Annotated in this window: 23 protein-coding genes, 5 pseudogenes and 1 other annotated feature; of the genes and pseudogenes, 13 read left to right on the top strand and 15 right to left on the bottom strand. The window is 58.5% G+C overall.

The window, feature by feature from the left end:
• Positions 1-3: 3 nt before the first annotated feature.
• Positions 4-450 carry an NUDIX hydrolase gene (locus ACZ5IL_RS09265; RefSeq protein ID WP_464596438.1) on the bottom strand — a complete coding sequence of 149 codons (447 nt, stop codon included), beginning with the start codon at positions 448-450 and terminating at the stop codon, positions 4-6.
• Positions 451-753: 303 nt separating this feature from the next.
• On the bottom strand, positions 754-1,248 hold the full coding sequence (locus ACZ5IL_RS09260; RefSeq protein ID WP_464596437.1) for a hypothetical protein: 495 nt from the start codon (positions 1,246-1,248) through the stop codon (positions 754-756).
• A 358-nt stretch (positions 1,249-1,606) separates the two neighbouring features.
• Between ACZ5IL_RS09260 and ACZ5IL_RS09255 the strand changes: the two genes are divergently transcribed.
• Entirely contained in the window at positions 1,607-2,047 is a 441-nt protein-coding gene (locus ACZ5IL_RS09255; RefSeq protein ID WP_464596435.1) for a VOC family protein, read from the top strand.
• A gap of 1,253 nt (positions 2,048-3,300) precedes the next feature.
• Here the strand turns inward: ACZ5IL_RS09255 and ACZ5IL_RS09250 are convergent.
• On the bottom strand, positions 3,301-3,492 hold the full coding sequence (locus ACZ5IL_RS09250; protein ID WP_079448347.1) for a hypothetical protein: 192 nt from the start codon (positions 3,490-3,492) through the stop codon (positions 3,301-3,303).
• A gap of 219 nt (positions 3,493-3,711) precedes the next feature.
• Here ACZ5IL_RS09250 and ACZ5IL_RS09245 point away from each other — a divergent pair, with 219 nt between their 5' ends.
• The 3 genes from ACZ5IL_RS09245 to ACZ5IL_RS09235 all read left to right on the top strand — a co-directional run bounded on the left by ACZ5IL_RS09245 (position 3,712) and on the right by ACZ5IL_RS09235 (position 7,241).
• Positions 3,712-3,837, top strand: a complete 126-nt coding sequence (locus tag ACZ5IL_RS09245) for a hypothetical protein (protein WP_464596434.1) — start codon at positions 3,712-3,714, stop codon at positions 3,835-3,837.
• A 438-nt stretch (positions 3,838-4,275) separates the two neighbouring features.
• The gene (locus tag ACZ5IL_RS09240; RefSeq protein WP_464596433.1) at positions 4,276-4,530 is read left to right on the top strand and encodes a hypothetical protein; all 255 of its coding nucleotides are present in this window, start codon (positions 4,276-4,278) and stop codon (positions 4,528-4,530) included.
• Between the two features lie 377 nt (positions 4,531-4,907).
• Entirely contained in the window at positions 4,908-7,241 is a 2,334-nt protein-coding gene (locus ACZ5IL_RS09235; RefSeq protein WP_464596432.1) for a Tex family protein, read from the top strand.
• A 43-nt stretch (positions 7,242-7,284) separates the two neighbouring features.
• Here ACZ5IL_RS09235 and ACZ5IL_RS09230 read toward each other — a convergent pair whose 3' ends face one another.
• The 3 genes and pseudogenes from ACZ5IL_RS09230 to ACZ5IL_RS09220 all read right to left on the bottom strand — a co-directional run bounded on the left by ACZ5IL_RS09230 (position 7,285) and on the right by ACZ5IL_RS09220 (position 9,948).
• Complete coding sequence (locus ACZ5IL_RS09230) at positions 7,285-7,413, bottom strand: hypothetical protein (RefSeq protein ID WP_309774534.1); 129 nt, start codon at positions 7,411-7,413, stop codon at positions 7,285-7,287.
• Positions 7,410-8,501, bottom strand: coding sequence for an IS5 family transposase (locus ACZ5IL_RS09225; protein WP_464592499.1), 1,092 nt, complete (start codon positions 8,499-8,501; stop codon positions 7,410-7,412). The genes ACZ5IL_RS09230 and ACZ5IL_RS09225 overlap by 4 nt, the downstream gene beginning before the upstream one ends.
• Positions 8,502-8,722: 221 nt before the next feature.
• Positions 8,723-9,948, bottom strand: a pseudogene (locus ACZ5IL_RS09220) (IS3 family transposase).
• Positions 9,551-9,667 (bottom strand) — a sequence feature (AL1L pseudoknot). Its footprint overlaps the pseudogene before it by 117 nt.
• A gap of 156 nt (positions 9,949-10,104) precedes the next feature.
• Here ACZ5IL_RS09220 and ACZ5IL_RS09215 point away from each other — a divergent pair.
• The 3 genes and pseudogenes from ACZ5IL_RS09215 to ACZ5IL_RS09205 all read left to right on the top strand — a co-directional run.
• Positions 10,105-10,476 (top strand): annotated as a pseudogene (locus ACZ5IL_RS09215) (phosphate acetyl/acyltransferase); the annotation flags it as partial.
• Between the two features lie 421 nt (positions 10,477-10,897).
• A complete protein-coding gene (locus ACZ5IL_RS09210; RefSeq protein ID WP_464596431.1) occupies positions 10,898-11,104 on the top strand; it encodes a hypothetical protein in 207 nt (68 codons plus the stop codon).
• 136 nt (positions 11,105-11,240) lie between these two features.
• A protein-coding gene (locus ACZ5IL_RS09205; RefSeq protein WP_464592345.1) for an IS5 family transposase occupies positions 11,241-11,995 on the top strand; the annotation gives its coding sequence in 2 pieces (ribosomal slippage) (positions 11,241-11,559 and positions 11,559-11,995; 756 coding nt in all).
• Positions 11,996-12,221: 226 nt separating this feature from the next.
• Here ACZ5IL_RS09205 and ACZ5IL_RS09200 read toward each other — a convergent pair.
• The 3 genes from ACZ5IL_RS09200 to ACZ5IL_RS09190 form a co-directional block, all read right to left on the bottom strand.
• On the bottom strand, positions 12,222-12,425 hold the full coding sequence (locus ACZ5IL_RS09200) for a hypothetical protein (RefSeq protein WP_464596429.1): 204 nt from the start codon (positions 12,423-12,425) through the stop codon (positions 12,222-12,224).
• 131 nt (positions 12,426-12,556) lie between these two features.
• Positions 12,557-15,268, bottom strand: coding sequence for an esterase/lipase family protein (locus ACZ5IL_RS09195; RefSeq protein ID WP_464596427.1), 2,712 nt, complete (start codon positions 15,266-15,268; stop codon positions 12,557-12,559).
• Between the two features lie 314 nt (positions 15,269-15,582).
• Entirely contained in the window at positions 15,583-15,861 is a 279-nt protein-coding gene (locus ACZ5IL_RS09190) for a transposase family protein (protein ID WP_464596426.1), read from the bottom strand.
• A gap of 152 nt (positions 15,862-16,013) precedes the next feature.
• Here ACZ5IL_RS09190 and ACZ5IL_RS09185 point away from each other — a divergent pair.
• Both ACZ5IL_RS09185 and ACZ5IL_RS09180 read left to right on the top strand, forming a co-directional pair.
• A pseudogene (locus tag ACZ5IL_RS09185) lies at positions 16,014-16,561 on the top strand (transposase).
• Positions 16,562-16,738: 177 nt separating this feature from the next.
• Entirely contained in the window at positions 16,739-17,161 is a 423-nt protein-coding gene (locus tag ACZ5IL_RS09180) for a resolvase (RefSeq protein WP_464596425.1), read from the top strand.
• A 414-nt stretch (positions 17,162-17,575) separates the two neighbouring features.
• Here the strand turns inward: ACZ5IL_RS09180 and ACZ5IL_RS09175 are convergent, their stop codons facing one another.
• Positions 17,576-18,082, bottom strand: a complete 507-nt coding sequence (locus ACZ5IL_RS09175) for a hypothetical protein (protein ID WP_464596423.1) — start codon at positions 18,080-18,082, stop codon at positions 17,576-17,578.
• A 158-nt stretch (positions 18,083-18,240) separates the two neighbouring features.
• Between ACZ5IL_RS09175 and ACZ5IL_RS09170 the strand changes: the two genes are divergently transcribed.
• Entirely contained in the window at positions 18,241-18,534 is a 294-nt protein-coding gene (locus ACZ5IL_RS09170; RefSeq protein ID WP_464596422.1) for a helix-turn-helix domain-containing protein, read from the top strand.
• Between the two features lie 140 nt (positions 18,535-18,674).
• Complete coding sequence (locus ACZ5IL_RS09165; protein ID WP_464596421.1) at positions 18,675-18,902, top strand: hypothetical protein; 228 nt, start codon at positions 18,675-18,677, stop codon at positions 18,900-18,902.
• Between the two features lie 494 nt (positions 18,903-19,396).
• On the opposite strand, the gene ACZ5IL_RS09160 is transcribed toward ACZ5IL_RS09165, so the two are convergent.
• From ACZ5IL_RS09160 to ACZ5IL_RS09145, 4 genes and pseudogenes are all read right to left on the bottom strand, one after another.
• Positions 19,397-19,840, bottom strand: a complete 444-nt coding sequence (locus ACZ5IL_RS09160) for an SRPBCC family protein (RefSeq protein WP_464596420.1) — start codon at positions 19,838-19,840, stop codon at positions 19,397-19,399.
• A 1,372-nt stretch (positions 19,841-21,212) separates the two neighbouring features.
• Positions 21,213-21,440, bottom strand: coding sequence for a hypothetical protein (locus ACZ5IL_RS09155; protein ID WP_464596418.1), 228 nt, complete (start codon positions 21,438-21,440; stop codon positions 21,213-21,215).
• Between the two features lie 665 nt (positions 21,441-22,105).
• Entirely contained in the window at positions 22,106-22,309 is a 204-nt protein-coding gene (locus ACZ5IL_RS09150) for a cold-shock protein (RefSeq protein WP_464596417.1), read from the bottom strand.
• A gap of 864 nt (positions 22,310-23,173) precedes the next feature.
• Positions 23,174-23,350: pseudogene (locus tag ACZ5IL_RS09145) on the bottom strand (integrase core domain-containing protein); the annotation flags it as partial.
• On the opposite strand from ACZ5IL_RS09145, the pseudogene ACZ5IL_RS09140 reads away from it, so the two are divergent.
• A pseudogene (locus ACZ5IL_RS09140) lies at positions 23,328-23,613 on the top strand (transposase); the annotation flags it as partial. The pseudogenes ACZ5IL_RS09145 and ACZ5IL_RS09140 sit on opposite strands and share 23 nt — an antisense overlap.
• Before the next feature lie 403 nt (positions 23,614-24,016).
• On the opposite strand, the gene ACZ5IL_RS09135 reads toward ACZ5IL_RS09140, so the two are convergent.
• Positions 24,017-24,577 carry a cytochrome P460 family protein gene (locus ACZ5IL_RS09135; RefSeq protein ID WP_464596416.1) on the bottom strand — a complete coding sequence of 187 codons (561 nt, stop codon included), beginning with the start codon at positions 24,575-24,577 and terminating at the stop codon, positions 24,017-24,019.
• Between the two features lie 438 nt (positions 24,578-25,015).
• Here ACZ5IL_RS09135 and ACZ5IL_RS09130 point away from each other — a divergent pair, with 438 nt between their 5' ends.
• The gene (locus tag ACZ5IL_RS09130; RefSeq protein ID WP_464596415.1) at positions 25,016-25,291 is read left to right on the top strand and encodes a hypothetical protein; all 276 of its coding nucleotides are present in this window, start codon (positions 25,016-25,018) and stop codon (positions 25,289-25,291) included.
• Positions 25,292-25,327 lie beyond the last annotated feature (36 nt).

Here is a 25,327-nt window from a genome sequence, read left to right as displayed (position 1 = left end):
CTCTCATCGGCCAGCCGGAGAGATTTGACGGCTCATGAAGACGTTCACTGCCTGTAGAGTTGTTGGCGTCAGCTTCGATTGCATTTTCCTAATGGCGTCTGGAAGAACTATCAAAAGTTTGCCTTCGGTAATCACTAAGGCGTCGGTCGAAACATCATAAGCAACGAAAAATTCCCCTCTCAGGTGACCGCCAGATCGCTCCGGATCAGCTCCGTCCAAGCTGAATAGATGTTGAAATCGTTCGGCAGGAATATGCTGGCTGATTTCTTCGGCGATCTCTCGGACAACACACTCCAAGAATGTTTCCTCGCCTTCCCTGTGCCCCCCGAAGAGGCCGACTTTTCCGGGCTGAATGATGTGGGGAATATTATCGCGCTGCTGCAGAAGCACGTTGCCGTTAACATCGATCAGGAGTGCCGCTGCGATTTCGCGGGTATAGGAATTGTTCATCGAAAACCTAAGGACAGCACTTTACGACTTCGGGCTATGGGAAAAGCTGCACACTGGGGCGACCGTTGAGTTCATGGGAACTTTCATCCGAGTTTCCTCCAGAGGTTTCTGGAGGAAACTCGGTGCTAAAAACACCAAAAAAAACATTCGAACGGTCACAACATGCGCCGGTTCTGCGTAAAGACTCGCAATATACAACGCTCGCAACGAACGTGGGCCGGCAGGTCCCGCTGAGCTTGCATGGGCTACGCCTCGCGTGAACCCATGGCTAAACTTCTAACCCGCCGGCTCTCATGCTCCGTATCAATACCAGCCATAGGGCTGGTAGCAGCCGTTCCACCCGTACCCGTACCCGCCCCAGCCACCACAACCATAGCCATACGGATAGCCCCCGCCCCAGCCACCGTACGGATAACCCCAGCCACCGCCCCATCCCCAACCACCGAGGCCAACCGCAACAGGAAAGCCCCATCCCCAGCCCCGCCGCCATCCCCAGCCTCCTCCGGCCCAGCGTCCACCCACCCAACGTCCACCCGCCCAGCGTCCACCCGCCCAGCCCACACGCCTGAACCCGCCACCGACGAACCCGCCTCTAAACCCGCCGGGCATCCCGGCTCTAAATCCACCACCGCCGAATCCGCCGCCCCGGAAGCCACCGCCTCCAAATCCGCCACCTCCAAATCCGCCACCACCCCTGAAGCCCCCTCCTCCTCTCGCCGCCGCCACATCCGGCACCAGCGTGAGAACCGATGCGACGATTGCCACGCCACTTAGGATGGCCAACACTTTCTTACGCATTGCACACTCCTTCGGGTTGGGCGTTTCGCACTTGCATCAGGCCGGACTTTGACTGCGTCAAATTCTATGGCCAGTGCGATCCGCCCAGGACGAACACTCGACGTGCAGTCACACATCTCCCGGCCGCTCTACAACATTAGCATGGTTTTCTCGTTCCTGCGCGGGTAGGTCGCAGGTCGTGGTCTGATGGCGACTTCCGGTCTTGGCCCGCGACCTCGCGCACGAACCGGCGCAGTGAAACATCGAGCCAGCCTTGCCTACCGTGTGGCGGGACGAGCTGATAGTCTTGCAAAAGCGGTGAGCCGGATACCGGTGGTTCGCGCGCGGAGATGTGCGGCGCTAGTGACGCGGAGTGATGATGATACTCAATCCGGATCATATTACGATTGCGGTAGCAGACGCTGGCCCGGCGATCGACTTCTTCGCTCTTCTTGGCTTCACAAAGGATCACGTCGCGATAATCGACGGCGGACTCCCTGCCCGCTACATGGGCATGCCGGACATGAAGGCGCAACACATCACTCTCGCTCTCGAAGGAGCCGATCCACAATTCGAGATTCAGCTTCTTGAGTTTGAACCCACCCCAGGGGCCGATCCGGGTGCGCACCCAACGAACCTGCGACGACGAGGCTTCAATCATCTCGCCTTCCGCGTCGACGACCTTGAGGCAACCACTGCACACCTCGTGGATAGTGGCGTGACGGTGCTCAGCGACGAGATGAACTACATCAACCGAAAGCTGCGGCTCTTCGAGGGTCCCGAGGGCATCACCGTCGAGTTGGTACAGCGGGACAGCTAGATGCTTCTAGCTTGGACCCCAAGGCATGCCAGTACTGGCATATCAAAATCGCAAGCGTCTAAGGGCGGTGCGGCTGGCTCGTGAGCCCGTCGAGCCACCCTCGGCAGCTCCGCGTCCCTTTTCTCGCGGTACAATCCGAGCTAGGTTCCGACGATCCGAAGACGGTATTCGGCATCAAGAGAAACGCCCAATGCGAAGGAAGTTGATCGCTACGGCCCTGTTCGGGTTCACTGCTTGGGCGATCGTCACGTTTGTCATGATGGTCGCGAAGTGGACCAGCCAAGTGCAGTCCAGATCCAGCGTTACTCACACGAGCCCTAGGTGAGGGGCGCAGAGCCAGAATTAAACTCTCTGATCATGCCCTTCTTGAGTACGTCGGATGCAACCTGGTCACAACCTTGTGACCTACAAATTTGCAACCAGGGGTTCAAAAGCGGTTTGCTCGAACGTCTAACTATAGCGAGGTTCTTACTTTGACCTTGGGTGGCTTGGTGGGGAATCTCTCGGCTTGTCTCATATAGCTCTCCGAAGCAGCTCTGGACCGCCGCCTGGAAGATCGGGCTGAAGGCGAAGCGGAGTTAGATCGGCAGTCTCTCGAAGAACGCCTCGTAGTGCCGGTTGCCACGATGGCGTCACATCCCGCAGCGGCAGCGTGGATCGCCTTATACTGTGTGGGGACCATCTTAGCTGCGAGCTTCGGCAGATTGATTGGCGCACGCCTCGCCTCATCGACCCAGTGGCGTATCGGCATGAACGCCGGCGCCATTCTTGGATCTTACCGAGGTGACCTTTTTCTTTCAGAATGCGCGCACTTATTGAAGCGGCCTTTTCGGAACGTTTTACATCAAACACCGTCTTTGACGCAATCAGCGCTGATTGTCGCGATGTAAGCGGCGCAAGATGGAGCAGCATTGGGATCTAAACCGAATGCTATCCGGTATGCACGTCTTCGCCTGCTCAGTATCGTTGAAAGTGAAACCCCATTTCTCGCATGCGGAGCGCGTCGGTTATCCCTTCACACACAACAACGACAGCAAATCGGATAATGCGCATGTCAGACGCAACGGGAGTAGGCACGAAAAGATCGCGGAGGGCGGCGACGCGAACATCAAGTACGCCAAGTCCGGCTGCAGCGACATCTGGCCGTAGGATTGCGCGCTAGGGAACTGCCCCCCGAAGGCTCTCGACCCTAGTCGTGCTCGCCGCCAGCTCTCTAACGGGCTGGCGGATTTCGTTTGGGGCGCAGCTCATCCCTAGGGCTGTGCTTGCGTTGCGGGGTGCGGCGGATTCTCGGCGGACTTATCGTGCGTGTTATGGCCGGGGGAGATCAGCAGGAGGCCAAACAGCACCAGGATGACCACGCCCGCGATAGCCCAGCGGGTGGTTTTGGTGCGCTTCGCATCGCTTGTTGCCCTGGGAGGCTCGTCGTTATTGGGGAATGCCATGGCTGCGCTCCATGCCTGTTCGGGATAGCAACCTCACCGGGCCGTGACCGTTCCCGGAAGGTCGCACACGGGCGCGTGATAGTCGCCTCCTCTCTCGTTACAAGGCTGCTAGAGACATTCCGCGAGGAGATAAACGGCGGCGCGTCGATTTAGAAATACCCGCATGTCGGTGTGTCAAAGGCGGGACACGATAGTAAGCCTCTCGATCGGAGAGATGTTATGTTGAAAGGATCGATGATCGCTGCGGCGACTGCCGTTTCTGCGCTGGTGGCGTTTCTGGCCATGCCCGTTGTTTGCCCTTTGGAAGGCGTTCCGGCCTGGCTGGGCGTGTTAGTCTCAAAGTGAGCCGGAGGGTTTGCCGCCCGTCCATTTGAATCCGAGCAACGATTTCGTGCACCGTGCAAATCGGTATCCTTTATAGCCTAGTCGGCTTATCCGGGGCCGCTACGCGGCGACCAAGCTGCACATGCTCATGGACCTGCGCAAAGCGATGGAGGACGGCATGCTGGAGCTGAGCGACCCGACCTCATCGCGAGCTGAGAAGCTACACGCGCGACGACCTCATAGACCACGACGAGGATGTGCGCCTCACGACGCGGTACTTCGACCTCCTCATGCCGTGCGCCATCGCGTGGCAGATGCTCGGCTTCGCGACTCAGTCGTATTGATGCTCTGCCTCCCGCAGTAAAAGCACGCAAGGGCCGCAGGCGCAGGATTTCGAGGTTTACTAGCCGGACTCAACGAGGTACGCGTTCTGCCTTGTCTAAACGGAGAACGGCTCCTATGAAGAGACTCGCGCTGAGCGCGCTTATTGCGTTTGCGGCCGCGCCGGCGTTCGCCGAGACGGTGGTCCATCACGAGGAATACTACGTCATCCGCGATGCCGCGACGAAGAAGTGCACCATCGTGGACAAGAGGCCAGCGACCACCACGAACATCCCGACAACCCCGTCGACTATCGTCGGCCTCGGCGTCTTCAAGACCCGGTCAGAAGCGGAGGACGGCATGAAGAAGATGGAAGTTTGCGACGACGACTAATGCGCTCCGCTAGGATTTCGACGCGTTAGCGGGTTCCTGCCTGTGGGAACAACAGCAAGACTTCCGCGTTTTTCCTGTCTTATGGAAGAGCCGCATCTATGAAGATTCAGCCCGCCGGTTCACTCCGGCGGGGTTTCTCATGCGTGGACTTGCTAACCCATCACTCTCATCCCGAACAGCAGCGATCAGCAAGTCTTTACTTCGTTGCGATGTATCGGATTCGCACTAAAATTGTGGTCAAGCCCATCATTACGATCGAAGTTCGTCCCCAGACTAATTTGTTTGTTCCAAGAGGTTGATCAGTCAGTCGACGGTAGATAAGCGTCATTTCGCGGCGAGACATTTTTATTCGTCGCGATGGTTCAGGATGATGGCGCGTGGCAAACATCAATCGACGGATCGCGGAAGAGCTCGGCGTTCGCGAGCAGCAAGTTGAAGCGACGCTAGCGTTGCTCGATGGTGGCGCAACCGTTCCTTTCATTGCTCGTTACCGGAAGGAAATCACGGGTTCCCTGGATGATGCTCAATTACGGGTACTCGAAGAGCGTTTGAATTATCTGCGTGAACTCGAAGACCGTCGTGTCGCGATTCTCAATTCGGTTCGCGAACAGGGAAAGCTCGACGCCATATTGGAAGCAGCAATTCTCGCTGCCGATAGCAAGGGGCGTCTGGAAGACATTTACCTTCCGTTCAAGCCGAAGCGCCGCACCAAGGCTGAGATCGCCAAAGAGCGCGGACTGGAGCCGCTGGCTCAATTGCTGTTGGCGGAACCGCAGAATGATCCGAAGACGGTAGCAGAGCCGTTCGTAAACGTCGACAACTCGATCGCCGATGTTGCGGCTGCGCTGGACGGCGCCCGCGCCATTCTGGTGGAACGTTTCGCGGAAGATGCTGACCTGATCGGCGTGCTGCGGGAGCAGATGTGGTCGAACGGTGTGATGTCGTCCACCGTGCGGAGCGGCAAGAAGACCGAGGGCGAAAAATTCAAGGACTATTTCGAATTCAGCGAGCCGCTCACCAAGCTACCGTCACATCGCATCCTTGCAATGTTTCGCGGTGAGAAGGAGGATATTCTCGACCTTCAGATATTGCCCGAACCAGCCACGGCTACGCCAGCTGCGGTCAGCACCTACGAATTGAAGATCATGCAGCGTTTCGCGATTTCCGATCGTGGACGGCCCGGCGACAAATGGCTAACAGAAACGGTGCGCTGGGCTTGGCGGACCAAGATTCAGGTTCATCTCAATATCGATTTGCGGATGCGACTTTGGAACACAGCCGAACACGAGGCGGTACGTGTGTTCGCGTCGAATTTACGCGACCTGTTGCTCGCGGCGCCAGCGGGCGCACGCGTTACCATGGGGCTCGACCCCGGATTCCGCTCCGGAGTCAAGGTCGCTATTGTCGATGCGACGGGCAAGGTGGTGGCCACCACGGCGGTCTATCCGCACGAGCCTCAGCGGCAATGGGATGCGGCACTCGCCACGCTCGGCAAGCTCGCCGTTCAACATGGCGTTGACTTGATCGCGATCGGCAACGGTACGGCGTCGCGCGAGACCGACAGGCTCGCTATGGATCTAGTAAAATCCCTACCCGATATGAAGATGTCGAAGATCGTGGTGTCGGAAGCCGGCGCTTCGGTTTATTCAGCGTCGGCTTTTGCGTCAGAGGAATTGCCTGACCTCGACGTCACGCTACGCGGGGCGGTATCGATTGCGCGGCGGCTACAGGATCCATTGGCCGAACTGGTCAAGATCGATCCGAAGGCGATCGGCGTGGGCCAATATCAGCATGATCTTGGCGAAAGTAAACTGGCTCGTTCCCTTGATGCGGTGGTCGAGGATTGTGTTAACACGGTCGGAGTCGATGCCAACACGGCGTCTGCACCACTTCTCGCACGCGTATCAGGAATCGGCGCAGGGTTGGCGCAAGCCATTGTCCAATACCGTGATGACAACGGGCCGTTCAAGGCACGTAAAGGGCTAAAGCAGGTGCCTCGACTGGGGCCGAAAGCGTTCGAACAATGCGCCGGCTTTCTGCGGATCACTGGTGGCGACGATCCGCTCGATGCCTCGGGAGTCCACCCGGAGGCCTACCCCGTCGTACGCAAGATTCTTGCTGCTACCAAAAGCGACATCAAGGCGCTCATCGGAAACACGGATATCCTCCGTCAGATCAAGCCGCAGAACTTCGTTGATGACACCTTCGGTCTGCCGACCGTGGCCGACATTCTACGCGAGCTTGAAAAACCCGGTCGCGACCCGCGGCCGGCCTTTAAGGCTGCGGTCTTCAAAGAAGGAGTCGAGACCCTCAAAGATGTGAAGCCTGGCATGATCCTCGAAGGTGCCGTAACCAACGTAGCCGCCTTCGGCGCCTTCGTCGATATCGGCGTCCATCAAGATGGACTGATACACATTTCGGCGATGTCGAAGTCTTTCATCAAAGACCCACGTGAAGTCGTCAAATCAGGTGACGTCGTCAAGGTGAAGGTACTGGAGGTAGACGTCGCCCGTAAACGGATCGCATTGACGCTCCGTCTCGATGATGAGCTCGGCGGCATGAGCGAGCGGCCAGCGCAAGGCATCCCAAAAGACAAAAGCCGGCGAATGACGTCGACGCCGAGCAAGCCGCATCAGCAATCCGGCGGCGGAGCGCTTGCTGAAGCTCTGCGACGCGCTAACGAGAAGAGCGGAAACGGTAAGACTAAATAGCCCTACTGCGCTCTCTGCTGTCCGCCGAAACCATGCATTTCATCTAGCAGGCTGTTGAAGAAGTGTTTCGTCTGGCTTTGGGGATGGCTTGATCGCCGTTGTGATAGGCGAATGCGATCTGGATTGAGCCGCCGTCGAGCAGTTTGGCGTGGCCGTGAGACGGCGCGGTCATGCTGGCACCGCCATGAGCTTCGGCAATCGCACCAGATTGTAAGCGGCGGCTGCGAAGGTGAAGGCCCATCCGACGCGGTCGCGGCCACGGAAGCGGGTCTTGTCCTGGCGGGCAACCATCTTGATCCAGCCGAACGCTTCCTCAATGCGCTTGCGGAGACGCTGGCTGATGGCATAGCCGCGGTGCCGCGTCGTGCGCCCGTCGATCGCCGAGCTTCGGCCGCTTGTGTTCTGCGCCACGTGCGGCGTCACCTTCATCGCGCGCAACTCGTTGACGAAGTCCTCCGTGTCATAGGCCTTATCAGCGCCAAGTGTGATGGCCAGGGGCCGGTCGGCGCGAGGTTCGATCATGTGCAACGCCGCCACCCGCTCGGCATGTCCGCCGGCCAGCGTCAGGCAGGCGTCGACCAACAGGCCATGGCGGTTCTCCATCAGCCCATGACCCATGAAGCATAGCTTCGCCTCCTTGCCCTTGCCCTTCTTGTAGAGCCTTGCGTCCGGATCGGTGGTCGAAGCATGCGTGTCGTTAGTCCGCTTCTCGCCGTGGAAGTCGGCTTCGGCATTGCGCCCGACGCCGCCGGCCGGCGGCTCGCCAGAGCCGTCCTTCGGTTTGACGCTCTTCGTCGAAGCCCAGGCCTCGATCAGCGTGCCGTCGACCGAGAAGTGATCGCTCGACAGCAGCTTCTCCACCTTGGGCTGGGCCAGCACCGCACTCAGGAACTTGGCCGCGATGTCGCCCTCAAGCAGCCGGTCGCGGTTCTTCGAGAACACCGAATGGTCCCAGGCTGGATCGTCGACGCCGATGCCCACGAACCAGCGGAACAGAAGGTCGTATTCCAGCCGCTCCATAGGCAACCGCTCCGAGCGGATCGAGTAGAACGCCTGCAACAGCATCGCCCTGAGCAACTTCTCGGGTGGGATCGACGGCCGCCCGAGTGGCGAATACAGCGCCGCGAACTCCCGCTCCAAAGCGACAAGCGCTTCATTCACAATTACCCGGATGGCGCGAAGCGGGTGATCGCGCCGAACCCGCGCCTCCAGATCAACGTAGCTGAACAACTCGCCAGTCAGATTGTCACCACCGCGCACCCATCAGATCCAAATCGCTTCAAAGCCAATGAATCATGCTCACAGCTCGGCCGCGACTGGCCTTTTTCAACAGCCTGCTAGGTGGATTGGAGCTATTGCTCTGCGATGACCGCCGCGTGCTGAGGCCTTCCTCTAAAGCGTAAGAAAATCATTTCATGAAATCGAGGCCGAACGCTCCGGACTGAACCGCCCCGGGTTTGCCGGAGGCTATTTCGTTTGAGTCACGCCGCCAGTTTCTGCTCATTGAGCATAGCGTAGTAACGTTCCTCAGCTTCGGCCGGCGGGATGTTGCCGATTGGCTCCAGCAGCCGGCGATTGTTGAACCAGTCGACCCAGGTCAGCGTCGCGAACTCGACGGCTTCGAAACTCCGCCAAGGTCCACGTCTGTGGATGACCTCAGCCTTGTAGAGCCCATTGATCGTTTCGGCGAGCGCATTGTCGTAGCTGTCGCCGACGCTGCCGACGGAAGGCTCGATGCCCGCCTCAGCAAGGCGCTCGGTGTATCGAATACTGACGTATTGCGAACCCCTGTCGGAATGGTGCACCAGGCCACCACGTGCTGGTCGCCGTTCGTGAAGCGCTTGTTCCAGCGCGTCGAGCACGAAGCTTGCATACGCCGTTCGGGAGACGCGCCAGCCGACGATGCGACGAGCGTAGGCGTCGATCACAAAAGCGACGTAGATGAACCCGCTCCAAGTACTCACATAGGTGAAGTCGGAGAGCCAGAGCATATTGGGCGCCGGCGCATGGAATTGGCGGTTCACATGGTCCTGCGGGCAAGCCGCGGCCTTGTCCTGCATCGTTGTGCGGACTGGTTTGCCGCGGATCACGCCCTGGAGGCCGAGGTCGGCCATCAGGCGCTCGACCGTACAACGCGCGACAACGACGCCTTCGCGGTTGAGCTGCCGCCAGACCTTCCGTGCGCCGTAGACTTCGAAGTTCTCGGCGAAGACACGTTCGATCTCCGGCTTCAACACCAAATCCCGGTGCGCCCGAACCGATAACTTCGAAGGATCAACCCTCTTGGCGACGTGGTCATGGTAGGTCGAGGGGGCAATCGGCAGAACCTTGCAGATCGGCTCGACCCCATAGACCTCGCGATGATCGTCAATAAACGCGATCATGTCTTTGACCGGCGGTCAGGCTCCGCCTGGGCAAAATACGCGGATGCCTTGCGCAGGATCTCATTGGCTTGCCGGAGTTCACGGTTCTCGCGCTCCAAAGACTTCATCTTGGCGGTCATGTCCGTCGATGCGCCAGGACGCTTGCCGGTGTCGACCTCCGACTTCTTCACCCAGTCGTTCAATGTCTGGCCTGTGCAGCCGATCTTCGCGGTAACCGAGGTAATCGCAGCCCATCGCGACTGACGCTCATGCTCGTGATCAAGGACCAGTCGGACAGCGCGGTTGCGGACCTCAGGCGAAAACTTGTTGGTCGTCTTACTCATGGTGGCTCCATCCTCTCAAGAGTTGGAGCCTCCGCCAAACCCAGGGCGGTTCAGAACGACGGCATCGTAACCTTTAATCGGAAAGATCCGGAGCCACACCATGAACGCTATGTTAGCCGATCAGGAAACGCGCGCGCGCTCAGCAAGTATGACCGTCTGATCGCTGCAGCTAAGGCGGTGCCGCCGGCGGCGACGATTGTTGTGCATCCCTGCGATGAAACCTCGTTGCGCGGCGTCGTCGAAAGTGCGGCGGCAGGCATTATCCGGCCGACACTGGTCGGGCCAGAAGGGAAAATTAAAGAGACGGCTAGCAAGTGTGGCTTGGACGTCTCCGGATTCAAGATTGTTGACGTTTCGCACAGCGAGGCTGCGGCCGCAAAGGGCGTTGAGCTCATCCATGCCGCCGAGGGCGAGATGCTGATGAAAGGCAGTTTGCACACCGACGAATTGATGCGCAGCATTACGGCAAAGGTGGGCGGGCTGCGGACCAACCGGCGGATCAGCCATGTATTCGTCATGGATGTACCGGCCTGTTGATGGCAATCGTGACGCTCCGCTTCGAACGATGGCAATTCCCACCGTGGATCGGGACGCCGCAGTCAAGTTGACTCACAGATTCGGTGATCCATCATGGCTTGGCGAATGAAAGCAAACCAATTTTGAACTGACAGTCTTTTTCAACGAGAAGGTTTATTTTTGTAAGTGATTTGAAACTTCAAGGTCCGAACTTCAACTTTGAAACCACTAGTGAGGGATTACGCATTACGCGAGTTGCGGACAGTGAGCAGCGTACTTCGAACAGCGCTGAAGTGGTCGCGATCTTTGCAAAGATGGTCACGACGGAAATGCCGGGTGCGTATCGAGAAAGGCTGCATGGATTGATGTTCGATGCGCTGGCATAACCGCGCCGATCCAGACAGTACCTTTTGGGGAGAAGGGGATTTTTCTGATGGACGATTTGAAACTCAGCACATCTGAGTTCATTTTTGAGGCTTCGAGTACGGGCGTTGTCATGACGCGCGTTGCCGATGGTCGATGGGTAGCGGGCATAAGCGCAGTCGCGGCGGTGTATTCAAAAATGTTGAAGGCCGCTGACCCAGCGCGGCGGCCGATGCTTCTGGATTTGATGTTTAGAGCACTTGATTCGGATGACTAGATGCGGCCCGGTTCAACCTATTTTCAGAATCAGGAAGCCTGTTCTCGGAAAAAGGCTACCTAGGCTCAGGACCCATTAAATCTGTTGCGAGAGGACTGGCGGGTTGATTCAATGGCGATGTTTGGGGGACATCGCCATGGCCGATTTGTTGTTGCTGTCGGAGGCTCAGATGCGCCGGATTGAGCCGTATTTTCCGCTGTCGCACGGGATTGCGAGGGTTGACGATCGACGGGTGATCAGCGGCATCGTCTTCGTCATCAGAAACGGTCTGCGCTGGCGCGATGCGCCGCCCGGCTATGGTCCGCATAAGACGATCTATAACCGGTTCGTGCGCTGGAGCCGGCTCGGCGTGTTCAACAATATCTTTGCCGAGCTGGCACGCAAAGGTGGCAAGCCCTCTCTCCTGATGATCGATGCGACGCATCTGAAGGCGCATCGCACCGCCGCCAGCCTTTTAAAAAAGGACCTGTTCCCCGATGTATCGGGCGCACGAAGGGCGGCTTGAACTCCAAGCTGCACGCCGTCTGCGACGGTCAGGGACGCCCTGTCATCATGCTGCTCAGCGAAGGCCAGATGAGCGATTATAAGGGGGCGGCCTTGATGATCGATGCGCTGCCGCCCGGGAAGCAGTTGCTTGGCGACAAGGGCTACGACGCCAACTGGTTCCGCCAGCCGCTCGCGGCCCGCGGCATCACGGCCTGCATCCCATCGAAGGCCAGCCGCGCAAAGCCGATCGAACATGACCGCATGCTCTATCGCCAACGACACAAGATCGAAAATGCGTTCGGCAGGCTCAAGGACTGGCGCCGCATCCACACCCGCTACGATCGATGCTCACATACCTTCATGTCTGCCATCTGCATCGCTGCAGCCGTCATCTTTTGGCTCTGATCAATGAGTCCTGAGCCTAGTTAAGTAACTGATTTTAAGGTGATTTTTGTAGCTGAAAGTAGCCCGCCCGTTTGGTGAGACGGGCCAAATTATTCAAGTTTGAATAGTTTCAGGCCGCCAACCTCTCGTCGGTGGACGATGCCGATTAGCCTGCCATGCAGCCAACAATGCGTCCGCCTCTTGTTCCGACGTTATTCCGGCACCGGCGCGAAGGGGATTCTGTCTATTACCCTTCCCCCAACTCGTCCATAGCGACATCGGCGTTGTTGACGTGGCGGGTGATCAAATCGAGCAGCCAACTGGCACCATTAGGCAGCTCGACGTTGTTTCCTAGAAACTCCTCTAGCACCTGCACAGCGGAAAAAATGTCGTCGATTTGATGGCGGCTTCCAGCGAGGTCCGCGACCGGAACAATCCGACCAGGCTGCAAGCTTCTCTAATAGGGCCGAAGCATTGCCCGATTCTCGATCAATCGCCTGCCGGATTAGGTTTCCGACAGGGACAGGTTGGATCGAAGGAAAGTACGTTACTGTAATGGACGGTGCTCGCGGGCGATTGTGATCAGGCCCGCTCTCCGAACTGCATCATCCGCAGCATCTCTTCCGGAATGCCGAGCTCGGCGCAAAAAGCCCGTGCCGCGTCGGCATCGCCTGCGAGATCCTTCGTCAGCTCGAAGGCCGACATGAGGACGAGCCCGACGACCTTGGTCTGCCAGCCGCCGACCTCGCCCGGGTGTTCCTTCACCGCACCCAGCAAGTCGCCCGCCAGAGTTCGCGATACGGCAAGGTCGTGTGACCCGAGCGCGACCAGCAGGCCGCAGGATGCCTGGGCCCACAATTCCCATAGCGGGGCTTCGTCGCGCTCTTCTGCAATTCCATGCATCGCCTTCAGCAAGGTGGCCGCCGCGATCTGGATCTTTGCTCCATGTTTGACCGTCAGCCTCGCAGCGGCAAGCGCCCATTGCTCCCGCAGCGAAACGTCGTCACGCTGCTTCAGCGCCGCCAGCGTCTCATCGATCCAGTCCGCGGTCGCCGCATTGACGATGTTTCGCAAGAACGCATTCCACATCGACAGGACGTCTTCGTCGTGTTTGGCCCACGCTACTGTGAGGACGCCGTCGAGCAAGGTCCATGCCGCGACCGGATCGCGCGATGCGAGGTCGTCCATCATGCCGAGGGCCGCGTAGCTCCACGACCACCACAGGGAAAGCTCGTCGCGCGCGGCCGCCACGCCGCACATGTCTTCCAGCAACGCGCGCGCCGCGTCGGGCGCGCGCGACACGTGCAGGTTCTCGTTGAAGAACCGTCTGGACGGCGGCCCCATCAGGGCCGAGTTGCGCATGAGGGTCTCGAGGTCCCCGCCGATGCTTGCGGCAGCGGCGAGGGACCAGGTCTCCCACAGGGCGGCGTCGTCGCGCGCATCGGCCACGCTGCGCACGATGTCCAGCAAGGCCCGCGCCGACGCCGGATCCTGCAGACGAAAATCATGCATCACGCGCGATACGAATTGCGCCATGCCCAAGGGGTTGAGCCCCCAGGCGACGTCGCATAAGCGAGCACGGTTCGCGTCGGAGAGATTCTTTTGTGCGAGGCTCGCCAGGGCGAAGTGTTCGCCGACGATGTCCGGCTCCAGCGGCGCGATCTCCGTGCCGGAATTGCGGCCGGTCATCGCCAGGAACACGTCCGGGTGATGGTCGACATCCCATGCCGGCAGCAGCTTTTCGGTCACGCTGTCGAGCGCCTCGACCGCAAAACCGCCTGCCATGGTCACGACGGCGAGAAGCCGCTCGTCCTCCGGCTTGGCACCCGCCGGTTTCCAATACCCCTCGCGGCTTCGCCTGATGACCTGCTCGAGCAATTGTTCCCGGTTGAAATGACGGATGTCGTCGCCATGCGCGATCGCATCGGCGGCGAAATAGGCAAACAGCGGCCGGCGCTCGGGATCGATCTCGGCGAGGGCGGCCAGCGTTTGCGTTCTGTCGGGCAGCGGCTTGTTGTGCTGCTTGAGCACGGCTTCGAATATGGGCCAGAGGTCGCCGACGGTTGCCAGCTGCAAATTCGCGGCACGGGCGGCCTCGACCTGCCCCTGCCCCGTTCCGAAACCGATGACCTTGCTCAGCCAGTCATTGCCGCCCATGCGCTCGACGCCTTCCGCGACCGTGCGCTCGATCAGCAGGACGCGTACCGGCGCGGCGAGGCGCAGGGTGCCGTCCGCCGGTCCCCGGCCCGCCAGCGCCTGCAGCATCTTGCCGGTGCGTTCGGTGTCGCGCGCCGCGTAATCGACGACGATCAGCGTCGGCAGAAGCGGCTGCCACCGACCCCAGTCGGGTTCCTGGCCATCCTGGGGCAGAAAGCCCGCGTGCCACTCGCCGTGGACGGACAGGCAAAGCTCGAGCGCCAGTCGGCTCTTGCCGACGCCTCCCGACCCCGCCATCACCATCCACCGGAATGGCTGCTCCGGGCTGCCCAGGAAGGCCGCCAGAACATCCTTCTCGGCTTCGCGCCCAATGAACGGCAAGGCGCGGGCGCTGTAGATGAAGCGCGTGTTTTCCCGGGCTTCGACATGGTTGAAGCGCAGCCGCGGCGCGCGATAGTCCGGCTCCACCCCGCCGGGCCGCCGGCCGTCTTCCAGCAGGAACTTCCGGGCGATGAGGAGGCTGGTATGGTCGGCTGTCTCGGGCTTGACCACGGCGAGATGGCCATCGCCGCCGACCACCTCATAACCTGGGTCCCATTGGCCCATGGCGCTCACCTGCCCGACGATCGCATCCCCCGCCGCAACGACATATTTGGTCAGGAGACCGCGCTGCTCGGGCTTCGCCTGCCCCCACGCGACCGCCAGCGCCAGCAGGAAATCCGAGTTCGGATCGAGGTCCTCGGCCTGCTGACTGGCCAAGGGAACGTGGCGCAGCCAGCTGGCGAACCCCGAGCCTTGGTGCGGCGTGGCGAAGGTCAGCAGGCGGCTCACCCGCAACGGCTGCCCGCTGTTCAGCCGCTCGGCGATATAGTACCGCGCCACGAGCCCGCCCTGGCTATGCGCGATGAGGGCGATGTCGGAATAGGCGGGGTAGCGGTTATCGACTTCGGTCTTGAGGATTGCCGCGATCTTGGCGAGCGACGGTTTCGACCCGATCCCCCCGGTCGAGTATTCAAACGCCGCCACGTCGTACTGATCGGCGAGCGCCGGATCGCTGCCGATCAAGACCGGAAAATTCTTCCACGTGCCCTTCGCCGAACCACCAAGACCGTGGATGAAGAGCACGAGTTTCTTCATCGGACTTACTCCGAGCCGAAGCTCTACATAATGCGGAGCGCTGTCGGCGGCATTGTCACGTAAGCGGATGATAAGCGCGACAAATCCATCATTCAATCGCGATCACGACGCTGTGCCTGCCGCAAATCAAATCCGGACATATTGGTGGTGCAATCCGCCGAGAATTGAACGACAAAGAATGTTCCCAGCGCGGTCGACGGCGCGCGATACCGGCGCATCCTTATCCAAGGAAAGGTGCGTGCGCGTCTCATTATAATAATTCATATACGACTGCAGCACATGACGAAGATGCCGCTCGCTGCAGCACATCCGTGTCATTCGTTCACGCCCCATCCTGGGCGGACTTCACCACCACTATGGCCGGATTTGAGGTTTTCGGTACAGACACGTATTTGCTTTCCTGCACATGGCAAATCCGCGACCTGTCTGTCGTATCGGCTATGGATTCGGCGCGATCTCGCCCCGCATAATGGACACTCGGCCACGTCGCTTTCGGATCGGACGGCTAAAATAATCGAGTCAGATGAATCGCTTACGCTCTCGATAACCAGCCCGCTCGGCACAAGCGACGAAATTCGAATACCGGCTCGCATGGCGCTGTTCCCCCGTTGGAGAACCGCAAGCTCGACAGAAAAATCATCAGATGTGAGTCAGACCCAAATTTGCGAGCCGATTGACAACAAGTTGAGCTGCACCCGGTTCCGAAGACACCGAGTTAGGTGTTTTATGGAACGGGAGGTGCGTGATGGAGAGAAGGCAGTTTACGCGGGAGTTCAAGCTTGAGGCGGTACGGCTGATCAAGCAGCGCGGCGTGTCGTATGCGCGGGCCGCAGAAGACCTCGGGGTTCATCCGACGCAGTTGCGCGATTGAGTGAAGAAGTTTGCGGATGATCCGCAGCATGCATTCCCTGGCCACGGCCAGATGAAGCCGGAACAGTTGGAGATCGCGCAGCTCAAGCGCGAGGTCGCCAGGCTGAAGGCCGAACGGGACATCCTAAAAAAAGCCGCGGCCTACTTCGCGAAGGAATCGACGTGAAGTTCGGTTTTATTGCGAAGCACCGGGGGATCTGGCCGGCGGAATGGTCTGGCAACGTCTGGGACAACGCCGCGATGGAGAGCTTCTTCTCGTCGTTGAAGACCGAGCGAACAGCGCGCAAGGTGTACCGATCCCGCGACGAGGCCAAGGCCGATGTGTTCGATTACATCGAGCGCTTCTACAACCCAAAACGCCGGCACTCGACGATCGGATACATGAGTCCTATGGAGTTCGAGCGGCAGGCTAGTCTAGCTTAAGCGGGTGTCAACCGAACCGGGTGCAGCTCAAGTCGCTAACCCCGGTCAATAGGTACAATCTGCCTTCTTCTGCGCTCGCGAGACTACCTGATCGAAACGACGCCGCGCGTCTTCCGGCTTTCCGCATTCGCGCGCTCGCTGATTGCGCGGATCGAGGTTCAGCAAACCCGCCTCGTCGTGCAACTGAGGCAGGATCCGGACAAACCCGCCGAAGAAGACCACTCCACAATCGTCATCCCGTGGACCAAGCCATCCTCTAAACGCGCGCGCTCAATCCTGCGCCCGACCTCCGCAAAACTTTCGTTCCGCCCGATGAAGCTGGAGCGACGCGCTACGCTGGTCGCAGCGATTGCCCGCGGCCAGCGCTGGCTTGATGAACTCATCACCGATTCAGCGATAAATGCTCAAGCAATCGCGACGCGCGAGGGCTACAGCCTGCGACACGTCAACATGACGCTGTCGTTGGCCTTCCTCTGTCCCGCACTCACCAAGGCCGCCGTTGAAGGTCGGTTGCCACGTGGCATCGGTCTCGAACAACTGCGCGAGCTCCCGCTTGAATGGGATCGTCAGTTCGAAGCGCTAGGTCTCAGTCCGATTTGACGTCATCGGCCTTTCGGTCTTGCCATTCCCACGACTCGCGCGGTGGTCCGTTCGTATTCATGGCGGAAAGAACTGATGGTGCGCTCAAGCGATAAGGGTGAGTACTTGTGTCCGAGGCTTTGGTCTATCGGTTCGTTCTCGTCGAAATATCCTCGCAGATCAACGTCAGCGATCGCCATGATATAACCAGACGGTAGCGTTAACCGCACGATCACAATTAGGTTGCATCCCGCGATATATGACGGTCAAATTTGGACGACATTTTTTTACGACGCACACAGAGTCCGACGTTCTGACCAAACTCTGACAACTCTTTACGAGGTGCCACTCAAACGGGTCGACTTTGAATATCAAGGCAAATCGATCAGTACCCTTGCGACTAGGTCGTGATTCTCATCGCACCAAGCCTTCATTTCAGGTCTTGTGAAAACTGCCACGCACCAGGCGCTTGCTGAGATAAGACACGATCCGCTCGGAACTGGCATCCAGCGAGGCCGCCACAATGACGATCTGGTGCTGGTGAGGAAAGACCTCGGTATCGAGGCCGACGCCAAATCTTGCTTCAAAGTCCTTCGCAAGGTCCCCGCCCCTCTTGAACCGGGAATAGATCCGGGTCACGGCCTCGGCGTCGAGCGCCTCGACCCAGGTGGCATAATCGATCGCTTGGGCGACCACCTCTCGCGGCGACCGGCCACGCTTGAGCTCGATCAGGATCAGCGAGCTATCCGGCGCGATCGCCAAAAGGTCGATGCGCCCGTTAAAACCGGTATCCTCCTGCTGACCGATGATCATCCACTGGTCGGAGACGATCTCGGGTTTTGCCACAATCATCTCTTCCAGCTGACTTTCCGAGGCAAGCCTGGCTTCGGGAAGACGCTCGGGTGATTGGCCGACCCGCCAGATGCGTTGATTGAGTTGCATATGTAACCTCCGTGGCTCGCGTGAACATGGCCACAGCAATTGCTTCGCTGCGCGGCTGTATCCACTCCAAAGCGAGGTAGCCCCACCAGAACAGCAGGTCAGAGTTAATATAATCCATTTTTGGGATAATCCCGTCTCGGGATCAGCTTGCCCGGGCGATGACCACTTCCGCCCGCGGGATCGGCAAAACCGTCCATTCCTCCGATCAGGCCGCCTTCTGCGCCCTGATGGTGGCTGCCCGCAAGCAGGCCAACTTGACCCAGCACGAGCTGGCGCGTCGCCTGAAGCGTCCTCAGTCCTTTGTCGCCAAATACGAGGGCGGCGAGCGGCGGATCGACGTCATCGAGTTCGTGGCCATCGTGCGGGCCATTGGGGCTGATCCCATCAAGCTGCTGCGGGATCTGATGGCCGGCAAGCGGCCGGCGAAACCCCGACGCGCATCGGCGAAATAGCCCACCCTCCTCCTATTCGGGACTCCCTTCGATTACATCGTGATCCGGCGTCCCCGATCTTCGTCACAAGATTATCCAGGTTCCGCTCGACATCGCGCGACAGCAGAGCGGTAGTGGGTCCAACTTATACGGAGGGCCCAATGGAGCGCGCCAGCATCGAACCAGCGATCAAGCTCATCATCGCCGAGATTCATACCCGCCTGAGCGAAGCGACACGCATTGCCAAGGCCGCCGAGGCCTGTGTCCAGAACGGCGCAATTGCTGAGGGCATCGAGGTCTCCATGGATATCGAGCAGCTCATTTATGAAGCCGGACGCTCGCAGGATGCAGCCTCGCTGCTCGGCCGCATGAGGCGACATCAAGATTAAGTCACCAAGCCGTGACTATCTTAAAGCCACGGCGACTTCACGGGTCGATGGCTTCTGCACGGCCTAAGGGCCCGTTTGGAAAATCAGGGATGAGTGTTTCTGCGAGTGAGGCGCTGCCCATGGCGACGTGAGGACTCGCGTGAAAAGGGCGGCGCGTCTGCCGGCGGCGTTTCGCGGGAGAAAAGTGGGCGTGGCCCCGGTCGTGAGAGGCCTATTAGGATCATCATAGAGTACCCCGTTGAAAATCAGCCGGGGGCGTTCTTTTGAGCGTCTAGTCGTGATGGAGAATGGGGGTAATGCAGTGGGATGGTGTGACGAGTCCACCGCTTCTATTTGATTGAAGAAACCAGCATGGTCGGACGAGCACTGCTCGAGCGACGAACGTCCGACGGGTTCAAGATGAATCCCCGTCGGAGCCACGCACTATAAGAAACATGCCCGCCTATCCAGCGTAAACAATTCGCTTGACGTCCTGGCACGAGTTTTACTCGTACCTACTGATTGATTTCAGGCTCGACCAGTCTTGCGAACTTACGCAGAGATTCCTGCCAACCGAGATAACAGGCTTCGGCGGGGATCAGATCCGGTACACCCTGTTGTTCTATATTCACCTCTGTGCCGACCGAAACGGCCTTCAGGCTCACCGTGACCTTCATCTCGCCGAGCAAGTGCGGGTCATCGAACTTATCGGTATAGACAAGACGTTCACCCGGAACGAGTTCGAGATAAGAGCCGCCAAAGGAATGGCTTTTCCCCGTGGTAAAATTTCGGAATGACATCCGATGATTGCCACCGACCTTTGCATCCAGTTCGTGAACGGTGCAGGTAAACCCGAAGGGTGGAAGCCAGCTCGCAATAGCATCCGGTTCGAGGAAGGCGCGATAGAGCTTCTCGGGCTTGGCGGCAATGACGCGATGCAGACGGATCGTGTTGGGCATGACTTCTCCCCTGCGGTTTGGCTTTATCCGTTGGTCGATCGTCTCCGGCAGAAGAACGTGGGTTGATGCTTGGTCCGGGTAGCGACGATGCCGCACGCTTCCTACGGATAAACGGTTTTGACCAGCCCAAGCTCTAGAGCGTTTCACGTTTTTATTGAAGCGTATTGGGCGTTGGCGAAGTAGTTTCCGCTCCCTGATCCAAAGGAGTGAGTCGTATGCAGGAACTATCCCACATACTCGCTGAGGCAACGGCGACTATCGCGTCAAGTTGTCTCGGCGGAGCGTGACATCGTCGCGTCCTTTTTCAATGACAAATGGGTGCCATGGTGAGCGAGGAGACGTCGGACGATCTCGAATGCCGATGGACCGAACCCGACGCAGGAATATTTCGCCGTATGCGCCATCGCGATCTCGGATCAGGTCACGAGGGATTTGTTCCCAGCCACACGCCTCCGTCAGTTGATTGGCGATCCATTCGGCCGTCGGATGCGCGGTGACTCCAAACCACAGGATCTGCCGCCGGCCGTGGTCCATGATCAGCAACCCATAGAGCAATCGGAACGCGTTGTATCCGCCGCAGCGGCGGCTCGGCTTCCAGCGCCAATACGATCTGAAACCGGCACGATGCCAACGGACGACAGTCTCCGGCTTCACAATCGTCAGTGCGTTGAGGGTGCTTGGCACCAAACGATACAGCCCAACGAAGATCACACGATCGATGGCACCAAAGGTCAGTCACTTCGGCAGATGCCGTCGCTGGATGTAAAGTTGATGACGAAGGGTCAGGATCTAGGCTTCCAGCGAGGCCCGCGACCGGAACAACAAGACCAGCGCTGACCAGACCAGGCCGCAAGCTTCTCTCATAAGGCAGAAGCATCGCGCGATTCGGCCTCACGTGCCAGCCGGATTAGGTTTCCGACAGGGACAACGGGCGGCGACGGTGACGGTGATGCGAGATGATGACTGGGCCACAGGAAGGATGATATTCTCGGCCATCTCGCCGCTTGGCCGAGATGGCTGAAAACGAAAAAACGCCCGCGCATCGCCTCTAAGGAGACTGCCATGTCGTCGATAGAATTAGCGTATTGGCTGATGATAGCTGGAGCCTTGCTGGTGGTGGTGGGCGTCGTTGGCCTAGCGTTGCGCCGAAACAAGGAGGATGAAGCTGATCCTGTTGTGCTTCCCGGAGACGCCCCATGGATGGGCCTGCGATCGGATTCTCCACCGGGGAGTAATCCTGAGCCAAAGAAAAACTCAAGTTCCCCATCACCGTGAAACCCCTAACACGGCTGTTGATGGCATCAGCAATTTCTCTGTGCATCAACAGCTTCGCTGCTCGGGAGCCCGCCCGATCGCACAAGTCATCCGCCGCCTAGTTGAGCTTGGTCTGAAGGCGAAGGGCAAGTGAAATGATAAAGCCTGACAAGTTCGAACATCCTGAGCTATCGACGGCGACATCGAACTGTTCTTGCGGAAAGTTGGCGATAATTCGGAGCGGCGCTCCTCGTGGCGCACGAGCGATAAGAGGGATGGCCATGCCCAGCACCGGACGGCGCTTTTGGACCTTGAGCGGTCGTGGCTTGAAGACGATGATTGCCATTGCTGTTTTGATGTCTGCGACGCCAGCTCTGGCTGATAATAACTATATCTCTGAGAGTGGAATCTGCCCTACCGGTTACGTCCTTAATGGGAGATTCTGCGTAGCTATTGAAACCGGATATGAGGTTCGCTCATGTCCGAGATCAACATTCCAAAGTGGCACCTTCTGTAAGGTGAAACCCGATCCCGCGTATCATCTCCTTGATCAATGGTTTTTAGATCTCGGCTTTCGGTCTCGATAACCGAGTGGCGGGCCTTTTTGTCGACCGATCCGTGCTACGCAGCCGCTTCATCGCCGCATCTTTGGTAGCCGGTAACGTTAAGGACGGATGCCAGTTTGACGCCAATCGGCCCATCCATATTTACGGCAGATGGATGCGACCCCAAAAAAGACTTTTGACGTTTACCGCAAGAAGAGCCGCCCCTCGGTACGCTTGGCAATCAGGCCTGGCGCTAAGCTGCCGCCCCAATTTCCGGCAAAAGATCGGGTCTTGTTCAGCGAGCGCGAGAGCCCCACGGTGCATTCCGACGCAACGTTGGACATAGCCGTTAAGGGCTATTGCTATTTCGAGGTTATCAAGGGGTAGGCAACCCGGAAAAGCAAATGGCCCGAAGCATTGCCCGGGCCATCCACATCACGAGCGAGCGTACATCCGGCTCAGCTCACTAACCTATCCGCAGGTTCTCCGCGCGCTCTTTGCCGCGGTTAGCCACGACCTCGTAGGACACCTTAGCGCCCTCTGCCAGGCCGGTGAATCCTGCCTTCTCCACGGCCGAGATATGAACGAACACGTCCTTGCCGCCGCCGTCGGGCTGAATAAAGCCATAGCCCTTTTGCTCGTTGAACCACTTCACAGTACCAATTGCCACGTTAGTCTTCCCCAAAACATTGAGACGCGATTACAGCCCCAAGCCGTGACGAATGCAAGACAGCGGAACGCAAGAAGAGCCAAAGGTGGGAAGCGGAAGCTGGCGCGGGATCAGTGAGCGCCTCGGTCATTCTCATCAACTACCAGCCGGATATGGTTTGCGGTAGGAACAGGATATTCGACTTGAATGGCGAGGCCAGCACGGCCAGAGCGAAGCAGATCAGCGCAATCATTGCGCCAACTTAGCCGATTCCATCATTCGATAAACCCGGATAGGGTTTTCGGAACACACAGCCGCCAACCTACCCGCGTTGCGGTGTAGGCGGCGAGGTATGATCTCGATCGCGGTCGATCGAACCATTGGAGCCTCATATTTTGAGAAACAATTGTTAGATAGGTGCGAAAAAGTGCAGGTCCGTTACGTCCGCGGCGCCGCTAGTTTGCACATTAAGTCGGAAGGCAACGAACGCCTTCAATAGAATACGGTCCAGCACCCGAACGAGGGACGGGGTTTAGACAAAAGTTACACCAAGCCGACGTTCGTCGCGCCAGATGACCTGACATCGCGCATCAAGATCTGCGTTTGGTACGCGCAAGGCAAACGCTGCTGGTAACGCAGGCGCATCCCACGTTTGTACCGTCGCAGACGTGGCCGTTAGGTGACGGACCTTGCACCGCAGGGACGTTCCATCCCAAAGAATGTGTCCCTGCTGAACGCTGAGCCGTTCCTTTGCCATACCCGCCCCCACGTGCCGCGCAAAATTATTGCGAATCACGGAGACTAGTTGATTGCCGATTTTCGCCGCAAATGTGGCAAGCGAGGTGCTCATTCTGAGCAGATAGAATCAGGCCAACTTCTCATTCACTTCAGGCTGTAAAAGATTTCGCCGCACTCGTCGCGCAGCTTGCCGTTGAAAGATTCGCAATAGCCGTTTTCCCATGGGCTGCCGGGCGCCATGTAGAGCGTCTTTGCTCCGAGTTTTGCGAACCAACCGCGTACGATCTTGGCCGTCATCTCCGCAATCAAATTTGAGGACCGTATCCGTGAGCTCGTTGCAGATCATTCGTTCGTTGCTGCCATCGTCGCTCCGTTGTTAGAGACACGAGCAGCTTTACGAGCTCAGTTTGCTAAACTTCACCGCATGCTGCTTGATCTGGTGCAGGTCGATCCGGTCTGTCGCCGGCTGATGTCCGCGCCAGGGGTCGGACCGATCGTCGCTCTCACGTTCCGAACCTGCGTCGACAATCCCGCGCGGTTCTCAAGATCCAAGTGCGTGGGTGCTCACTACGGACTTACGCCGAACTTCCTCCATGCTGGAGGAGGCGTCCCGCGAGGACGACGGGATTGGGTGAAACCGAGGAAACTCGTGCGGCGCACTTACGACCGCGCGGCTTAGATAGCTCCGCCCTTTCCCTCTAATCCCATCATGAGGCTGCAAAATGCCGACTTCGGAGAGAAGCAAGAGCCTCGCAGGATGATCTCTGATGTCGTGGACGTGTAAAAGGGAGCTTGCATCATGCGCCCCCGAATAGAGAAGAAGTTTCCCGAGACAGCCTCTTTCAGAATCAGCTGTGTTTCGGCGTGGAATAAGCCTTTTGAAGGCCGATGGAGGGTCCCGTTCCAACGCCGATTGACACTTGTATGCGTAAGGGTCTCAAGCTCAGCATAGAGTCAGGTCTGAAAAAGGCCTTGTGCTAACATCAACCATTATTCAGTGCAGTGGTTACGACCGTCCGCTAACGCTATCGGATACTCACCGTTTTCCGTACTCCGTGAAAACGTAGTCTCGGTTCTGCACCACTGAGTGGCACCCGAACCCACACTTCGCGTCGTTTCCCTGAGGCGGACTGTGCGCTGCAGTGGCGGGCTTAAACGTATCGGACGCCGCGTCGTAGAGGAACTCGGCCCATCCCCATCCGCCGCTGTCTGGGCACCTGGCACCGTTGGCTGACCGGGGTACGTCTCTTGAATTTTCGGTTTCCAATGAATTTTTGCCATCTTGGCGCCGTTTGGAAAGGGCTTGCCATTGCCGGGCACGCCCTCCTTATAGGCGTTGATCATTACCTGATTTCCCACAATCACAGCAATCTTGCCTCCGCTCTCACTGATCGCGATCACTGGCCAGTCCTCGTATCCCCTAAACTCAGAGAACCCGAGGCCATTCGGGACTTGCACCGTGTATTTGTCCTGCGCGGAAATCGCGACACCAGCTGCCAAAACGGCGATCGATACCGAAGTACTGAGACTGATCAGCGTGCTTCTCTTCATTGTCGCATCTCTCTCGTCGGTTTAGCAGCTGTCGATAACCCCCTTGTGCGCGAGATTACGTTGCGAACGAGGATGCAGAGGGTGCCAACCGCCAGAGCCAAGGGTCATGACAGATTTCCAAGTCGTACCGCGCCATGTGGCGTACGGTGGGCTCTCGAACATGACACCGATTGATCTGGAGCAAGCAATTTCCGTGTGTAACTTGAGCCTGACTTCTGCTTCGGGTCATCCGCGTCGATTTGGTGCGTCCGCAGTGGTCTACTCCCTGAAAAGTGGTCCTCCCTGAATTAGGCTATCGCGAGTGGCTGGCGAGAATCGGCTTCGTGGCAATCGGCGAGCGCCCTTGGCTGGCTCACCGCCAATGCGACACCTATCGATTTGCCCGTCGTGACGCGCCTCGCCAGTGGACGCTTGCCTTCGCTCAAACTGATTCATGACATGGCCACCGCGCCCGTGCCGTCGCGCCTGGTGCTGCGGCTATGGTCGACAGACGTAAATTTGTCCGGTGCAGCACCAACGCCGGTGTGGATCGGCTCCGTTGTCGGGGAGCAGCTTGCCCGGCACCTCTCGCTGGTCACGTCGGCCACGATCGGCCACAACATGAACGTCGGTCGAGACGCATTGGTCGCTAAATTTCCTAATGCGACGCGCTCCGATGAAGGTGGAGATGCGGATTGGGATGGGCGGGTGCTGCTCCTGCAAGATCAGCGATAGGAAGTAGTACCTTAGCTCGACGCGGAAGGCTCGATG

The sequence above is a fragment of the Nitrobacter sp. CN101 genome (assembly GCF_055390255.1).
The sequence above is the reverse complement of the archived record's forward strand: the minus strand, read 5'-3'. Positions and strand labels throughout refer to the sequence as shown.

Excerpts from the sequence above, each read along its gene's own strand:
- ACZ5IL_RS09175 (WP_464596423.1), bottom strand. The coding sequence starts at position 18,082 with ATGCAACTCAATCAACGCATCTGGCGGGTCGGCCAATCACCCGAGCGT.
- ACZ5IL_RS09195 (WP_464596427.1), bottom strand. The coding sequence starts at position 15,268 with ATGAAGAAACTCGTGCTCTTCATCCACGGTCTTGGTGGTTCGGCGAAG.
- ACZ5IL_RS09240 (WP_464596433.1), top strand. The coding sequence starts at position 4,276 with ATGAAGAGACTCGCGCTGAGCGCGCTTATTGCGTTTGCGGCCGCGCCG.
- ACZ5IL_RS09165 (WP_464596421.1), top strand. The coding sequence starts at position 18,675 with ATGGAGCGCGCCAGCATCGAACCAGCGATCAAGCTCATCATCGCCGAG.
- ACZ5IL_RS09170 (WP_464596422.1), top strand. The coding sequence starts at position 18,241 with ATGACCACTTCCGCCCGCGGGATCGGCAAAACCGTCCATTCCTCCGAT.
- ACZ5IL_RS09255 (WP_464596435.1), top strand. The coding sequence starts at position 1,607 with ATGATACTCAATCCGGATCATATTACGATTGCGGTAGCAGACGCTGGC.
- ACZ5IL_RS09245 (WP_464596434.1), top strand. The coding sequence starts at position 3,712 with ATGTTGAAAGGATCGATGATCGCTGCGGCGACTGCCGTTTCTGCGCTG.
- ACZ5IL_RS09190 (WP_464596426.1), bottom strand. The coding sequence starts at position 15,861 with ATGCGAGCCGGTATTCGAATTTCGTCGCTTGTGCCGAGCGGGCTGGTT.
- ACZ5IL_RS09160 (WP_464596420.1), bottom strand. The coding sequence starts at position 19,840 with ATGCCCAACACGATCCGTCTGCATCGCGTCATTGCCGCCAAGCCCGAG.
- ACZ5IL_RS09210 (WP_464596431.1), top strand. The coding sequence starts at position 10,898 with ATGGACGATTTGAAACTCAGCACATCTGAGTTCATTTTTGAGGCTTCG.
- ACZ5IL_RS09135 (WP_464596416.1), bottom strand. The coding sequence starts at position 24,577 with ATGAAGAGAAGCACGCTGATCAGTCTCAGTACTTCGGTATCGATCGCC.
- ACZ5IL_RS09155 (WP_464596418.1), bottom strand. The coding sequence starts at position 21,440 with ATGGCAATCATCGTCTTCAAGCCACGACCGCTCAAGGTCCAAAAGCGC.
- ACZ5IL_RS09250 (WP_079448347.1), bottom strand. The coding sequence starts at position 3,492 with ATGGCATTCCCCAATAACGACGAGCCTCCCAGGGCAACAAGCGATGCG.
- ACZ5IL_RS09265 (WP_464596438.1), bottom strand. The coding sequence starts at position 450 with ATGAACAATTCCTATACCCGCGAAATCGCAGCGGCACTCCTGATCGAT.
- ACZ5IL_RS09130 (WP_464596415.1), top strand. The coding sequence starts at position 25,016 with ATGGCCACCGCGCCCGTGCCGTCGCGCCTGGTGCTGCGGCTATGGTCG.
- ACZ5IL_RS09230 (WP_309774534.1), bottom strand. The coding sequence starts at position 7,413 with ATGACCGCGCCGTCTCACGGCCACGCCAAACTGCTCGACGGCGGCTCA.
- ACZ5IL_RS09260 (WP_464596437.1), bottom strand. The coding sequence starts at position 1,248 with ATGCGTAAGAAAGTGTTGGCCATCCTAAGTGGCGTGGCAATCGTCGCA.